Below are 13,953 nucleotides of genomic sequence, written 5' to 3'. Positions count from 1 at the left end.
GTTATTCCTCGATCTCATTCAGGTTGCGTCCTGCCAGTGCGGCTTTTACCGTCGAATCCAGGCGCCTTGCAGCAAATGCATCGGTCACCTGCGACAGACGCCTTGTCTGTTGCTCGATGGCCAGGCCATCGGTGCCTTGCATCAGCTCACGTAATTCATCCATCTGCAGCTGGATGGCCAGCCGCTCTTCTTCGTCAAGCAGGCGCTCACCGTCGGCCTCCAGCGCGCCCTGCACCGCTTCAAGCAGGCGCTGGGCATCAACCTGTTGCTCGCGCAATACGCGAGCGACCTTGTCCTGGCCGGCGTTCTGGAAGGAGTCCTTGAGCATGCTGGCGATCTCGCCATCGGTCAGGCCGTAGGACGGCTTGACCTGAATGCTGGACTCGACGCCCGAGCCCAGCTCGCGCGCCGCGACACTGAGCAGGCCATCGGCGTCGACCTGGAAGGTCACACGGATCTTGGCAGCACCGGCGACCATGGGCGGAATGCCACGCAACTCGAAGCGCGCCAGGGAGCGGCAATCGCTGATCAGCTCGCGCTCGCCCTGCAGCACATGAATCATCATGGCCGTCTGGCCGTCTTTATAAGTGGTGAATTCCTGGCCACGCGCCACCGGGATCGTGGTGTTGCGGGCGATGACCTTCTCCATCAACCCACCCATGGTCTCCAGCCCCAGCGACAGCGGAATCACGTCCAGCAGCAGCAGCTCGCCGCCGTCGCGCTTGTTGCCGGCCAGGGTATCGGCCTGGATCGCCGCACCAATGGCCACGACCTGGTCAGGGTCGATGTCGGTCAGCGGCTGGCGACCGAACAGCTCGGCCACCGCATCGCGCACACGCGGCACACGGGTCGAGCCACCGACCATGACCACGGCCTTGACGTCATCGATCTCGATATCGGCATCGCGCACGGCGCGGCGACAAGCCTTGAGGCTACGCGCCACCATCGGCTCGATCAGTTCGTTGAAGGCTTCGCGGGTCAGCACGGCACGCCAGTCGCCGTACGCGACCTCGGCGGACGGCGCATCGGTCAGCGCTTCCTTGGCGGCACAGGCGGTCTGCAGCAGATTGCGCTGGGCAGATGGCTCAAGGTCCGAGGACAGGCCGGCACCGCTGATGATCCACTGTGCGATGGCATGGTCGAAATCGTCGCCGCCCAGCGCGGTGTCGCCACCGGTGGCCAGCACTTCGAAGACACCGCCGGTCAGGCGCAGGATCGAGATATCGAATGTGCCGCCACCCAGGTCGTAGATGGCGACCACGCCTTCGGCGTTCTGGTCCAGGCCATAGGCCACGGCCGCCGCTGTCGGCTCATTGAGCAGGCGCAAGACGTTCAGGCCGGCCAGACGCGCAGCATCCTTGGTGGCCTGGCGCTGGGCATCGTCGAAATAGGCCGGTACGGTGATGACCGCGCCCACCAGTTCGCCGCCCAATGTGGCTTCGGCCCGCAGGCGCAGCACCTTGAGGATGTCGGCCGACACCTGCACCGGGCTCTTGGCACCCTGCACGGTGTCGATGAACGGCATGTGCGACTCGCCCTCGACGAACCGGTACGGCAGTTGCTCGCCCAGTTGCTTGACGTCGGCAATGCCGCGCCCCATCAGGCGCTTGACCGAAAGAACCGTGTTGAACGGATCAAGAGAAGCCGCCGCCTTCGCCGCGTGCCCGACTTCGACACGATCGGCGTGGTAGCGCACGGCCGACGGCAGGATGATCTGCCCGCTCTCGTCGGCCAACGGCTCGGAAAGGCCGCTGCGCAAGGCAGCAACCAGCGAATTGGTGGTGCCAAGGTCGATACCGACAGCCAGACGACGCTGATGCGGTTGAGGACTCTGGCCGGGTTCGGCGATCTGCAGTAAGGCCATGCTTTTAGGAATAATCACAGGCGCGCGACCAGGGCCGCACGGGGTTAATCGTCGAGGCGCTCTTCGAGCTGGCGCACTTCTTGGGAAAGCTTGTCGAGGAACTGCATGCGCCGCATCAGGCGTTCGGCCTGTTCACGTTGCGCCGCATCATCCCAACAGGCGGCAAAGCTGTCGTTGAGGGTCTCCTGGGCTGCCTTGAGGCGACGCTTGAACACCGCGACGCCAGCCAGGTCGGCCTCGTCGTGCAGGTCTTCGAGCTCTTCGCGCCATTGCATCTGTTGCAGGAGAAAGTCGGGGTCATGCACCGTGACTTCAAGCGGCACCTCGTCGCCACGCAGTGCCAACAGGTAACGCGCCCGGCGCGGGGCACTCCTGAGGGTCTGGTAGGCGTCGTTGAGGTTGGCCGAGCGCTCCAGCGCCTGGCGCTGCTCCTGCTCGGGCGCATCGGCGAACCGATCCGGGTGCACGCTGCGCGCCAGTTCCCGGTAGCGGCTCCCCAAAAGATCGAGGTCCACGACAAAACCGGGTTTCAGGTCGAACAGTGCGAAATGACAAGGAGTGCCCACGATCATCGGCCTCAGACGTTGAAGCTTTCGCCGCAGCCGCATTCACCGCGCGAATTGGGATTATTGAACTTGAAGCCTTCGTTCAAGCCCTCGCGGACGAAGTCCAGTTCGGTGCCGTCAAGATACACCAGGCTTTTCGGGTCGATGATGACCTTCACGCCATGCGCCTCGACTACCGTGTCGTCAGGGTCCGCCGCGTCGACGAACTCAAGCACATAGGCCAGGCCCGAGCAGCCTGTGGTGCGAACACCCAGGCGAATGCCATCACCCTTGCCGCGCCCTTCGAGGGAGCGACGCACGTGGTTGGCGGCGGCTTCGGTCATGCTGATAGACATCGGGAACTCCTTGGATTTCGCCAGCGTTGCTGAAAGAGCGGTGTGCTTACAACAAGCCTTTCTTTTGCTTGTAGTCGCGCACGGCGGCCTTGATGGCATCTTCGGCCAGTACCGAGCAGTGAATCTTGACGGGCGGCAAGGCCAGTTCTTCTGCCAGCTGGGTGTTCTTGATGGTTTCGGCTTCGTCCAGGGTCTTGCCCTTCATCCACTCGGTGGCGAGGGAGCTGGAGGCAATGGCCGAACCGCAACCGTAGGTCTTGAACTTGGCATCTTCGATGACGCCCTGCTCATTGACCTTGATCTGCAGGCGCATGACGTCGCCGCAGGCCGGAGCACCGACCATGCCGGTGCCGACATCAGGGTCTTCAGCGTCCATCTTGCCGACGTTGCGTGGGTTTTCGTAGTGGTCGATGACCTTTTCGCTGTAAGCCATGATTCTGTTCCTCTCACATCAGGGGAGCCGCTCTGCAGGTCGCGCTTGTTAAAGGCGACCTGTCCGGATGGCGACTTTGAATTAGTGCGCCGCCCACTCGATCTTGGAGATGTCGACACCGTCTTTGTACATGTCCCACAGCGGCGAGAGCGCTCGCAGCTTGGTGACCGCCTCGCGGACTTTCTGCGCGGCGTAATCGATTTCTTCTTCGGTGCTGAAACGGCCGAAGGTGAAGCGGATCGAACTGTGCGCCAACTCGTCGTTGCGGCCCAGGGCGCGCAGCACGTAGGAAGGCTCCAGGGACGCCGAAGTGCAGGCCGAACCGGACGAGACCGCCAGGTCCTTGAGCGCCATGATCAGCGACTCGCCTTCGACATAGTTGAAACTCAGGTTCAGGTTGTGCGGAACACGAGCGGTCTGGCTGCCGTTGACGTACAGCTCTTCGAGGTCTTCGACCTGCTTGAAGAAACGGTCGCTCAGGGCCTTGACGCGCTGGTTCTCGCTGACCATCTCTTCCTTGGCGATGCGGAAGGCTTCACCCATGCCGACGATCTGGTGGGTGGCCAGGGTGCCGGAACGCATGCCGCGCTCGTGACCGCCGCCGTGCATGGCCGCTTCCAGACGCACACGTGGCTTGCGGCTCACGTACAGCGCGCCGATGCCCTTGGGGCCATAGGTCTTGTGCGCCGAGAACGACATCAGGTCGACTTTCAGCTTGGCCAGGTCGATCTCGACCTTGCCGGTGGACTGGGCGCCGTCGACGTGGAACAGCACACCGCGCGAACGGGTCAGCTCGCCAATGGCGGCGATGTCGTTCACGGTGCCGATTTCGTTGTTCACATGCATGATCGACACCAGAATGGTGTCTTCGCGCAGGGCGGCTTCGATCATCTGCGGCGTCACCAGGCCGTCTTCGCCCGGCTCGATGTAGGTGACTTCGAAGCCTTCACGCTCCAGCTGGCGCGTGGTGTCCAGGACCGCCTTGTGCTCGATCTTGGAGGTGATGATGTGCTTGCCCTTGGTGTGGTAGAAATGCGCCACACCCTTGATGGCCAGGTTGTCGGACTCGGTGGCACCGGAGGTCCAGACGATTTCGCGCGGATCGGCGTTGACCAGATCAGCGACCTGACGACGGGCATTCTCGACCGCTTCTTCGGCTTTCCAGCCAAAGACGTGGGAGCGCGACGCAGGGTTGCCGAAATTGCCGTCCATCAGCAGGCAATCCATCATTTTCTGGGCGACACGCGGGTCGACCGGGGTCGTCGCGGAATAATCGAGGTAAATCGGCAACTTCATTGAATATCTCCTTTCAGGCAGGCGCACCGCTCATTCATCTGCGTTCATTCGACGGCGGACGTTTCAATCTTACCCAGGAGCGACACCTTGCTCGTGTTCGAGCAGCGACGCTGATCCTGGCGCTGTGCGACTTCTTGTACCTCACGGCGAGTGACAAGGTCCGCCAGACTGATACCGCTAAGAAACTCGTGAATCTGCTGGCTGAGGTCACACCACAAATGGTGGGTCAGGCAGGTATCCCCGGCATGGCAATCGCCCAGCCCCTGGCAACGGGTGGCGTCAACCGACTCATTGACCGCATCGACGACCTGGGCGACCTGGATGCCGTTCATGTCACGCGACAGCTGATAACCGCCACCGGGACCGCGCACGCTCGACACCAGGTTGCTGCGGCGCAGCTTGGCGAACAGTTGTTCGAGGTAAGACAGGGAAATGCCTTGGCGCTCGGAAATGTCGGCCAGTGACACAGGACCATGTTGCGCGTGCAGAGCCAGATCGAGCATGGCTGTGACAGCGTATCGGCCTTTTGTAGTCAGTCGCATGGCATGTACCGCAGTGATTCAGAATGGGTGCAAGTATGCTATTCCCGAGTATTTGAGTCAACTATAAAACCAACCAAAATAGTCGGGTTTAGCCTCAGGAGCGGGCCGAATCATAGCAAAAATGGCGGCGTATTGACACCGATCAAGCCTGCGCCTTTTCTGGCTGGTCCTTGACGCACTCGAAGACTTCGTCCGGCAACGACGGCAATTCGCAGCCCTTGTAATCACTGCCCAGCTTGTTCAGCGCCCCGCACATGTCTTCCAGGCGAACATCCACTGCCTGCAGGTGATCGAGCATCTTGCCGATGGCCCGCGCAATCGGATCAGGCATGTCCTGGCCGACGCCGTAGGCATCGAACCCGAGCTTTTCGGCCATGGCCTTGCGCCGCGCCTCGACCTCGTCGTCGGACTTGATGATGATCCGCGCCGGAATGCCGACAGCGGTCGCACCGGCCGGCACGGCCTTGGTAACCACGGCATTGGAACCGATCTTGGCCCCCGCCCCGACCGTAAACGGCCCCAGCACCTTGGCACCGCCGCCGACCACCACGCCGTCTTCCAGGGTCGGATGACGCTTGCCGGCATTCCAGCTGGTGCCGCCCAGGGTCACGCCCTGATAGAGCGTGACGTCATTGCCGATTTCGGCGGTTTCGCCGATCACGATGCCCATGCCGTGGTCGATGAAGAAGCGCCGGCCGATCTTCGCGCCCGGGTGGATCTCGACGCCGGTCATCCAGCGACTGAAGTTCGACACCATGCGCGCCGGCAGCTTCCAGTTGCCGCACCAGAGTCGATGCGCCAGGCGGTGCATCCAGATGGCATGCATGCCCGGGTAGCAGGTCAGCACTTCAAAGGCGTTGCGCGCCGCCGGGTCCCGGTGGAAAACGCTCTGGATATCTTCTCGCAACCGCTCGAACATCACTGATCCTTCCGTTTGTAGGGTTCGCCACGCGCCACTTTCTGAGTTTCGGTCAGGATGCCGCGCAAGATGCTCAGCTCCGGCCGCTCTACTTCACCGCGCCCGTACAGGCGGCGCAGCCGGGCCATCAGGTGGCGTGGTTTTTCCGGGTCGAGAAAACCGATGGCCACCAGCGTCTGCTCCAGATGAGCATAAAAGCCTTCCATTTCATCCATGGTCGCCAGTTCGTGCTCACGCGCCACCGGCGCCTTGACCGCCTGCGGTGCCTGCTGCCCCGCCAGCCAGGCCATGCGCACTTCATAGCTGAGCACCTGCACGGCGGCGGCCAGGTTCAGCGAGCTGAAATCCGGATTGGAGGCGATGTGCACATGGTAATGACAGCGTTGCAGTTCATCGTTGGTCAGGCCGGCATGCTCGCGACCGAACACCAGCGCGACTTCAAGCCCCTGCCCCGCCTGCTCGATGACTTTTTCTCCCGACTGGCGCGGGTCGAGCATCGGCCAGGGCAGGCTGCGGTCACGCGCACTGGTGCCCAGCACCAGGCTGCAACCGGTCAGCGCCTCTTCAAGACTCGACACCACCTGGGCGCCGACCAGAATGTCATCAGCCCCCGAGGCGCGCGCATCCGCCTCAGGCGACGGAAATACCCGTGGCTCGACCAGGACCAGGCGCGACAGGCCCATGTTTTTCATGGCACGGGCGGCCCCACCGATATTTCCGGGATGGGTCGTACCGACCAGGACAATACGAATGTTGTGCAACACCGTGGGCGCTCACTGACTCAATCATGGGGCGCAAATCTTACAGAAGCAGCCTGCTTAACGCCATGAAGCCTTGCGACACCCTGTCGCGCCACTGACAGGCAAACCGTCACAACAGCTCATCTGCCGGGCGTGCGGAAGGTCAATACAGGCTGGAAATAATTTGATGCAGCCACTAGAATGCCCGGCTCTCTTTAACAACCCTAGGTGATTTATCCATGCAGCCCATGCTGAATATCGCGCTGCGCGCCGCACGCAACGCCAGCGAATTGATTTTCCGCTCCATCGAGCGCCTGGATACCATCAAGGTCGACGAAAAAGAAGCCAAAGACTACGTCAGCGAAGTCGATCGTGCCGCTGAGCAAAGCATCATTGCCGCCCTGCGCAAAGCCTACCCGACCCACGGCATTCTCGGCGAAGAAAGCGGCCTGCATGCCGGCAGTGGCGAAGGCACCGATTACCTGTGGGTCATCGACCCACTGGACGGCACCACCAACTTCGTACGCGGCATTCCGCACTTTGCCGTGAGCATTGCCTGCAAATACCGTGGTCGCCTGGAACACGCGGTCGTTCTGGACCCGGTTCGCCAGGAAGAATTCACCGCCAGCCGTGGCCGTGGCGCCGCCCTCAATGGCCGCCGCCTGCGCGTCAGCGCGCGCAAGAGCCTGGACGGCGCTCTGCTGGGCACCGGCTTCCCGTTCCGTGACAACCAGATGGACAACCTGGAAAACTACCTGGGCATGTTCCGCAGCCTGGTCGGCCAGACCGCCGGCATCCGCCGCGCCGGCGCCGCCAGCCTGGACCTCGCCTATGTCGCTGCCGGCCGCTTCGATGCGTTCTGGGAATCGGGCCTGTCGGAATGGGACATGGCTGCAGGCGCCTTGCTGATTCAGGAAGCAGGCGGCCTGGTGAGCGACTTCACTGGCGGTCACGATTTCCTTGAAAAGGGTCATATCGTGGCGGGCAACGCCAAGTGCTTCAAGGCCGTGCTGACCTCGATCGCACCGCACCTGCCGGCCTCGATCAAACGCTGATTGCTGCAGGCACAAAAAACCGGCTCATGAGCCGGTTTTTTGTGCCTGGTATGAGCCTGCTTTCCGGCTGGAGCGGATCGCCGCGCGGCCGGCCCTGCAGCCTTACTGCTGGCTGAGGATCAGCTGGCCATTCTTGTCGACCGGGATCTGGTTGCCCGGATCGCGATCCATGCGCACCTGGCCGACCTTCTCACCGACCTTGTATTTCACGTTGTAGCCCACGACCTTGTCGCTGATGTCGTTGACCGTGTTGCAACGGGTCTGGGTCGTGGTGTAGGTGTCGCGGTTCTGCATGCCTTCCTGAACCTTGTTACCCGCGTAGCCACCACCGACGGCACCGGCCACGGTGGCAATCTTCTTGCCGTTACCGCCACCGACCTGGTTGCCCAGCAGGCCACCGGCCACGGCGCCCAGCACACTGCCGACGATCTGATGCTCGTCCTTGACCGGCGCCTTGCGCGTCACGGTCACGTCCTTGCACACTTCGCGCGGCGTCTTGATCTGCTGCTTGATCGGATCGACAGCCAGCACTTCTGCATGCTCGGGACCGCTATTGACCAGACTGTAGGTGGCAAACGCGCCACCCGCAGTCACCGCAACGGCTCCCAACACGGCACCCACCAACAGAGACTTGTTCACGTGAACCTCCTGACCTTCCAAGCGCAATTTCTTGCGATTTACCCAGCCTTGGAGCAATAAAAAAGGCGCGAGTTCAACACTCGCGCCTTTTTTGGTCACGCCCGGCCCTTATGGCAGGTCGTCGACCTTGTCAGAGGTCACCGGCGGAATCAGGTCTTCACTGCTCAGATTGAGCCAGATCAGCACCACGTTGGCGATGTAGATCGACGAGTAGGTACCGGCCAGCACACCCACGAACAGCGCAATGGAGAACCCTTCCAGGTTATCGCCGCCGAACACCCACAGCGCGACGATCGCCAGCAGCGTGGAGATCGAGGTGGCCATGGTGCGCAGCAGGGTCTGGGTGGTCGAGATGTTGATGTTCTCGATCAGGGTCGCCTTGCGCAGCACACGGAAATTTTCCCGCACCCGGTCGAAGACCACGATGGTGTCGTTGAGCGAGTAACCGATGATCGCCAGCACCGCCGCCAGCACCGTCAGGTCGAAGGTGATCTGGAAGAACGACAGGATACCCATGGTGACCACCACGTCGTGGATCAGCGACACGATCGCGCCAACGCCGAACTTCCACTGAAAGCGGAAAGCCAGGTACAACATGATGCCGCCCAGTGCCAGCAACATGGCGATGCCGCCCTGGTCGCGCAGCTCTTCACCGACCTGCGGGCCGACGAACTCGACGCGCTTGACGGTGGCCGGGTTACCGGCATCGGCCTTGAGCAAGGCCTCGGCCACCCGCGTCCCCAGTTGCGGATCGTCACCCGGCATGCGCACCAGCAGGTCGGTGGTGGCGCCGAAGCTCTGCACCACGGCGTCCTGGTAGCCGGCATTGCCCAGTTCCTGACGCACCTTGCCAAGGTCCGCCGGCTGCTCGTAGGTCAGCTCGATGAGCGTACCGCCGGTGAAGTCCAGCCCCAGGTTGAGCCCTTTATGAAACCAGCTGAACAACGCCAGAACAGTCAGGAGCACGGTCAGGGCGAACGCACCGTTGCGCACGCCCATGAAATTGATCGTACCTAATTTCATGTCAGCCCCTTAAACCCACAGCTTCTTGAAGTCACGCCCGCCAAAGATCAGGTTGATCATTGCGCGAGTCACCATGATGGCCGTGAACATGGAGGTAAAGATGCCGAGCGACAGGGTCACGGCAAAGCCTTTCACGGGGCCGGTGCCCATCGCGAAAAGAATGCCGCCGACCAGCAGCGTCGTCAGGTTGGCATCAAGGATCGCACTGTAGGCGCGGTCGAAACCTTCGTGAATGGCACGCTGCACACTCATGCCATTGGCCAGTTCTTCGCGAATCCGCGAGAAGATCAGCACGTTGGCGTCCACCGCCATGCCCATGGTCAACACGATACCGGCGATGCCCGGCAGGGTCAGCGTAGCCCCCAGCAGCGACATCAGCGCCAGCAGCGCGACCATGTTGAAGGCCAGCGCCACCGTGGCGATCAGACCGAAGAAGCGGTAGATGGCCATGATGAACAGCGACACGAACAGCATGCCCCACAACGACGCGTTGATGCCCTTGTCGATGTTGTCGGCACCCAGGCTCGGACCAATGGTGCGCTCTTCAGCGAAGTACATCGGCGCGGCCAGGCCACCGGCGCGCAGCAGCAGCGCCAGCTCGGACGATTCGCCCTGCCCGTTCAGGCCGGTGATGCGGAACTGGCTGCCCAGCGGCGACTGGATGGTCGCCAGGCTGATGATCTTCTTGTCTTCCTTGAAGGTCTGCAGCGGCACTTCTTTCTCGACGCCGTCGACCGTCTGCTTGACGTAGGTGGTCACCGGACGCTGTTCAATGAAGATCACCGCCATGCTGCGACCCACGTTGCTGCGAGTGGCGCGGCTCATCAACTCGCCGCCATGGCCATCGAGGTTGATGTTCACCTGTGGACGGCCATGCTCGTCATAGCTGGCCTGGGCATCGGTCACCTGGTCGCCGGTGATGATCAGGCCACGCTCCACGGCAGCCGCCGGACGGCCGCCTTCACGGAACTCGAACATCTCGGTGGTGGCCTTGGAGTCATCCGGGCCTGCACCCAGACGGAATTCCAGGTTGGCGGTCTTGCCGAGGATACGCTTGGCTTCGGCAGTGTCCTGCACGCCCGGCAGCTCGACCACGATGCGGTTGGCACCCTGGCGCTGGACCAGCGGCTCGGCCACACCCAGCTCGTTGACCCGGTTACGCACCGTGGTCAGGTTCTGCTTGATGGAGTATTCGCGAATTTCGGCGAGCTTGGCCGGGGTCAGTGCCAGGCGCAGCGTGACAATGCCATTGAGCTCGGCGGGGGTGATTTCGAAATCGGTGAAGCTCTTGCGGACCAGCGCACGGGCCTGCTCACGCTCGGCGTCGTCGTTGAAGCCCAGTTGAATCACGTTGCCCTGCTGCGGGAGGCTGCGATAACGCACTTTCTCTTTGCGCAGCAAGGTCTTGACCTCGCCTTCGTAGACTTTCAGGCGTGCATCAATGGCCTTGTCCATGTCGACTTCGAGCAGAAAGTGCACGCCGCCGGACAGGTCCAGACCCAGCTTCATCGGGCTTGCACCCAGATTACTCAGCCAGGCCGGTGTCGTACGGGCCAGGTTCAGTGCCACGACATAGTCGTCGCCCAACGCCTTGCGCACGACGTCCTTGGCCGGCAACTGGTCTTCCTGCTTGCTCAGACGCAGCAAACCGCCCTTGCCATTCTCAGCCAGAGAAGAACCCTTGACCGCAAGACCGGCATCGGTCAGTGCCTTGGCGGCACGGTCGACATCGGCCTGGTTGACTTGCAACGCCGTGCTCGCGCCGCTGATCTGGATGGCCGGATCGTCAGGGTAGAGATTGGGTGCGGAATAAATGAAACCGATCACCAGCACCGCCAGGATCAGTATGTATTTCCACAGAGGGTATTTGTTCAGCATCACGCCGCCCGCTTAAAACGCGGGGCGCCTTGCGCGCCCCGTCGATGGTAGATACGAAACTCAGAGGGCTTTCAGAGTGCCCTTTGGCAGAGTGGCCACAATGGAGCCCTTCTGGATTTTCAGCTCAACGGTATCGGACACTTCAATCACCACAAAGTCGTCTGTCACTTTGTTGATTTTTCCGGCGATACCGCCCGCGGTCACGACTTCGTCGCCTTTTTGCAGGTTGCCCAGCAGGTTTTTCTGCTCTTTGGCGCGCTTGGCCTGTGGACGCCAGATCATCAGGTAGAAGATGACCAGGAAGCCGACCAGGAAGATCCACTCGAAACCGGAACCTGCAGGGCCGGAAGCGGCCGGTGCTGCAGCGTCCGCGAAGGCGGGGGAGATGAAAAAGCTCATTTAGCGCTCCATTTGCATAATTAGTATGTAAAGCCGGAAAAACTCGTTGTGTTTCAACCCAGAGGCGGCACGGGAAGACCGCGCTTGGCATAGAAGGCATCGACGAAGTCGGCCAATTTACCCTGTTGGATAGCCTCGCGCAAACCAGCCATCAGCCGCTGGTAATGCCGCAAGTTATGGATGGTATTGAGCATGCTGCCCAGCATTTCGCCGCACTTGTCCAGGTGATGCAGGTAAGCGCGCGAGAAGTTCTGGCAGGTGTAGCAGTCACAGGTGGCATCCAGTGGCGAATCATCATGACGATGGAACGCGTTACGGATCTTCAGTACACCGGTGTCGATGAACAGATGACCGTTGCGGGCATTACGGGTCGGCATCACGCAGTCGAACATGTCGACGCCGCGGCGCACACCTTCGACCAGATCTTCGGGCTTGCCTACACCCATCAGGTAACGAGGTTTGTCTGCTGGCATCATGCCGGGCAGATAATCGAGCACCTTGATCATCTCATCCTTGGGCTCGCCCACCGACAGCCCGCCAATGGCCAGGCCGTCGAAGTCCAGCTCGTTCAGGCCGTCCAGCGAGCGCTTGCGCAGGTTTTCGTGCATGCCGCCCTGGACGATGCCGAACAATGCCGCATCGCTCTCGCCATGGGCGACCTTGGAGCGCTTGGCCCAGCGCAGCGACAGCTCCATCGACACCCGCGCCACGTCTTCGCTGGCCGGATACGGCGTGCACTCGTCGAAGATCATCACGATGTCCGAGCCCAGGTCACGCTGGACCTGCATCGACTCTTCGGGCCCCATGAACACCTTGGCGCCATCGACCGGCGAAGCGAAGGTCACGCCCTCCTCCTTGATCTTGCGCATCGCGCCCAGGCTGAACACCTGGAAACCGCCGGAGTCGGTGAGGATCGGACCTTTCCACTGCATGAAATCGTGCAGGTCGCCGTGGGCCTTGATCACCTCGGTGCCAGGGCGCAGCCACAGGTGGAAGGTATTGCCCAGGATGATCTGCGCACCGATGGCCTCGATGTCACGCGGCAGCATGCCCTTGACCGTGCCATAGGTGCCCACCGGCATGAATGCCGGGGTTTCGACCACGCCACGCGGGAAGGTCAGCCGACCACGACGGGCCTTGCCGTCGGTGGCCAGCAACTCGAAAGACATACGACAGGTGCGACTCATGGATGATCCTCTGATGCCGATTCCCGGGGCCCCGTAGGCGCGGGATTGCGGGTGATGAACATGGCATCACCGTAACTGAAGAAGCGGTAGCCCTGCTCGATGGCCGCCGCGTAGGCCGCCATGGTCTCGGGGTAACCGGCAAACGCCGAAACCAGCATCAACAGCGTGGATTCAGGCAAATGAAAGTTGGTGACCAGGGCATCGACCACATGAAAGGGTCGCCCAGGATAGATGAAGATATCGGTATCGCCGCTGAACGGTTTGAGGATGCCATCGCGTGCGGCACTTTCCAGTGAGCGCACGCTGGTGGTGCCCACCGCGATCACCCGCCCGTCCCGCGCCCGGCACGCCGCCACGGCATCGACCACGTCCTGGCCGACTTCCAGCCACTCCGTGTGCATGTGGTGGTCTTCGATGCGCTCGACCCGCACCGGCTGGAAAGTCCCGGCGCCCACGTGCAAGGTCACGAACGCGGTCTCGACACCCTTGGCGGCAATCGCCTCCAGCAGCGGCTGGTCGAAATGCAGCCCGGCCGTCGGCGCGGCCACCGCACCGGCACGCTCGGCGTACACCGTCTGGTAGCGCTCGCGGTCCGCGCCCTCATCGGGGCGGTCTATATAAGGAGGCAACGGCATGTGCCCGACGCGATCAAGCAAGGCCAGCACCGGTTCGGCAAACGCCAGCTCGAACAGCGTGTCGTGGCGCGCGACCATGGTCGCCTCGCCACCGCCGTCGATGACGATGGCCGAACCCGGCTTGGGCGACTTGCTCGAACGCACGTGCGCCAGCACCCGATGGCTGTCCAGCACACGCTCGACCAGAATCTCCAGCTTGCCGCCGGAGGCCTTCTGGCCAAACAACCGCGCCGGGATCACCCGGGTATTGTTGAACACCATCAAGTCGCCAGGGCACAGATGCTCGAGCAAATCGGTGAATTGACGATGCGCCAGCGCGCCGCTCGGGCCGTCCAGCGTCAACAGCCGGCTGCCACGCCGCTCGGCCAGGGGATGACGCGCAATCAGGGCGTCGGGAAGATCGAAGGTAAAGTCAGCAACACGCATGATGGGGTGGGGTCGT

At 62.0% G+C, this 13,953-nt stretch carries 15 protein-coding genes; 1 reads left to right on the top strand and 14 read right to left on the bottom strand.

Annotation, left to right across the window (positions count from 1 at the left end; translation table 11 throughout):
- Position 1: 1 nt before the first annotated feature.
- From hscA to trmJ, 8 genes are all read right to left on the bottom strand, one after another.
- Positions 2-1,864, bottom strand: coding sequence for a Fe-S protein assembly chaperone HscA (gene hscA / locus DGA31_RS11510; protein ID WP_109512606.1), 1,863 nt, complete (start codon positions 1,862-1,864; stop codon positions 2-4).
- A 44-nt stretch (positions 1,865-1,908) separates the two neighbouring features.
- Complete coding sequence (gene hscB / locus DGA31_RS11505) at positions 1,909-2,430, bottom strand: co-chaperone HscB (protein WP_109512630.1); 522 nt, start codon at positions 2,428-2,430, stop codon at positions 1,909-1,911.
- A gap of 11 nt (positions 2,431-2,441) precedes the next feature.
- On the bottom strand, positions 2,442-2,765 hold the full coding sequence (gene iscA / locus DGA31_RS11500) for an iron-sulfur cluster assembly protein IscA (protein ID WP_056835425.1): 324 nt from the start codon (positions 2,763-2,765) through the stop codon (positions 2,442-2,444).
- Positions 2,766-2,811: 46 nt separating this feature from the next.
- Positions 2,812-3,198, bottom strand: a complete 387-nt coding sequence (iscU, locus tag DGA31_RS11495) for a Fe-S cluster assembly scaffold IscU (protein ID WP_040261926.1) — start codon at positions 3,196-3,198, stop codon at positions 2,812-2,814.
- An 81-nt stretch (positions 3,199-3,279) separates the two neighbouring features.
- On the bottom strand, positions 3,280-4,494 hold the full coding sequence (locus tag DGA31_RS11490) for an IscS subfamily cysteine desulfurase (protein WP_056835424.1): 1,215 nt from the start codon (positions 4,492-4,494) through the stop codon (positions 3,280-3,282).
- A 44-nt stretch (positions 4,495-4,538) separates the two neighbouring features.
- Positions 4,539-5,036, bottom strand: coding sequence for a Fe-S cluster assembly transcriptional regulator IscR (gene iscR, locus DGA31_RS11485; RefSeq protein ID WP_109512605.1), 498 nt, complete (start codon positions 5,034-5,036; stop codon positions 4,539-4,541).
- A 142-nt stretch (positions 5,037-5,178) separates the two neighbouring features.
- The gene (gene cysE / locus DGA31_RS11480) at positions 5,179-5,955 is read right to left on the bottom strand and encodes a serine O-acetyltransferase (protein ID WP_056835420.1); all 777 of its coding nucleotides are present in this window, start codon (positions 5,953-5,955) and stop codon (positions 5,179-5,181) included.
- The gene (gene trmJ / locus DGA31_RS11475; protein ID WP_109512604.1) at positions 5,955-6,719 is read right to left on the bottom strand and encodes a tRNA (cytosine(32)/uridine(32)-2'-O)-methyltransferase TrmJ; all 765 of its coding nucleotides are present in this window, start codon (positions 6,717-6,719) and stop codon (positions 5,955-5,957) included. Before trmJ ends, cysE begins: the two co-directional genes overlap by 1 nt.
- A 215-nt stretch (positions 6,720-6,934) precedes the next feature.
- On the opposite strand from trmJ, the gene suhB reads away from it, so the two are divergent.
- Positions 6,935-7,750 carry a type III secretion system regulator SuhB gene (gene suhB, locus DGA31_RS11470; protein WP_056835415.1) on the top strand — a complete coding sequence of 272 codons (816 nt, stop codon included), beginning with the start codon at positions 6,935-6,937 and terminating at the stop codon, positions 7,748-7,750.
- A 102-nt stretch (positions 7,751-7,852) separates the two neighbouring features.
- Here the strand turns inward: suhB and DGA31_RS11465 are convergent, their stop codons facing one another.
- From DGA31_RS11465 to queA, 6 genes are all read right to left on the bottom strand, one after another.
- A complete protein-coding gene (locus DGA31_RS11465; protein ID WP_056835413.1) occupies positions 7,853-8,389 on the bottom strand; it encodes a glycine zipper 2TM domain-containing protein in 537 nt (178 codons plus the stop codon).
- 108 nt (positions 8,390-8,497) lie between these two features.
- Entirely contained in the window at positions 8,498-9,412 is a 915-nt protein-coding gene (gene secF / locus DGA31_RS11460) for a protein translocase subunit SecF (RefSeq protein ID WP_109512603.1), read from the bottom strand.
- 9 nt (positions 9,413-9,421) lie between these two features.
- Positions 9,422-11,290 carry a protein translocase subunit SecD gene (secD, locus tag DGA31_RS11455; protein WP_109512602.1) on the bottom strand — a complete coding sequence of 623 codons (1,869 nt, stop codon included), beginning with the start codon at positions 11,288-11,290 and terminating at the stop codon, positions 9,422-9,424.
- Between the two features lie 60 nt (positions 11,291-11,350).
- Positions 11,351-11,689 carry a preprotein translocase subunit YajC gene (yajC, locus tag DGA31_RS11450; protein WP_056835407.1) on the bottom strand — a complete coding sequence of 113 codons (339 nt, stop codon included), beginning with the start codon at positions 11,687-11,689 and terminating at the stop codon, positions 11,351-11,353.
- Positions 11,690-11,742: 53 nt separating this feature from the next.
- Positions 11,743-12,858, bottom strand: coding sequence for a tRNA guanosine(34) transglycosylase Tgt (gene tgt / locus DGA31_RS11445; RefSeq protein WP_056835405.1), 1,116 nt, complete (start codon positions 12,856-12,858; stop codon positions 11,743-11,745).
- Positions 12,859-12,872: 14 nt separating this feature from the next.
- Complete coding sequence (gene queA, locus DGA31_RS11440) at positions 12,873-13,937, bottom strand: tRNA preQ1(34) S-adenosylmethionine ribosyltransferase-isomerase QueA (RefSeq protein ID WP_109512601.1); 1,065 nt, start codon at positions 13,935-13,937, stop codon at positions 12,873-12,875.
- Positions 13,938-13,953: the final 16 nt, after the last annotated feature.

The sequence above is a fragment of the Pseudomonas ovata genome, assembly GCF_003131185.1.
In the GTDB taxonomy this organism is placed as follows: domain Bacteria; phylum Pseudomonadota; class Gammaproteobacteria; order Pseudomonadales; family Pseudomonadaceae; genus Aquipseudomonas; species Aquipseudomonas ovata.
The sequence above is the reverse complement of the archived record's forward strand: the minus strand, read 5'-3'. Positions and strand labels throughout refer to the sequence as shown.

Bases quoted from the DNA above. Each gene is read 5' to 3' on its own strand.
- hscA (WP_109512606.1), bottom strand. From the start codon at position 1,864: ATGGCCTTACTGCAGATCGCCGAACCCGGCCAGAGTCCTCAACCGCAT.
- iscA (WP_056835425.1), bottom strand. From the start codon at position 2,765: ATGTCTATCAGCATGACCGAAGCCGCCGCCAACCACGTGCGTCGCTCC.
- iscU (WP_040261926.1), bottom strand. From the start codon at position 3,198: ATGGCTTACAGCGAAAAGGTCATCGACCACTACGAAAACCCACGCAAC.
- DGA31_RS11490 (WP_056835424.1), bottom strand. From the start codon at position 4,494: ATGAAGTTGCCGATTTACCTCGATTATTCCGCGACGACCCCGGTCGAC.
- iscR (WP_109512605.1), bottom strand. From the start codon at position 5,036: ATGCGACTGACTACAAAAGGCCGATACGCTGTCACAGCCATGCTCGAT.
- cysE (WP_056835420.1), bottom strand. From the start codon at position 5,955: ATGTTCGAGCGGTTGCGAGAAGATATCCAGAGCGTTTTCCACCGGGAC.
- suhB (WP_056835415.1), top strand. From the start codon at position 6,935: ATGCAGCCCATGCTGAATATCGCGCTGCGCGCCGCACGCAACGCCAGC.
- secF (WP_109512603.1), bottom strand. From the start codon at position 9,412: ATGAAATTAGGTACGATCAATTTCATGGGCGTGCGCAACGGTGCGTTC.
- secD (WP_109512602.1), bottom strand. From the start codon at position 11,290: ATGCTGAACAAATACCCTCTGTGGAAATACATACTGATCCTGGCGGTG.
- yajC (WP_056835407.1), bottom strand. From the start codon at position 11,689: ATGAGCTTTTTCATCTCCCCCGCCTTCGCGGACGCTGCAGCACCGGCC.
- tgt (WP_056835405.1), bottom strand. From the start codon at position 12,858: ATGTCTTTCGAGTTGCTGGCCACCGACGGCAAGGCCCGTCGTGGTCGG.
- queA (WP_109512601.1), bottom strand. From the start codon at position 13,937: ATGCGTGTTGCTGACTTTACCTTCGATCTTCCCGACGCCCTGATTGCG.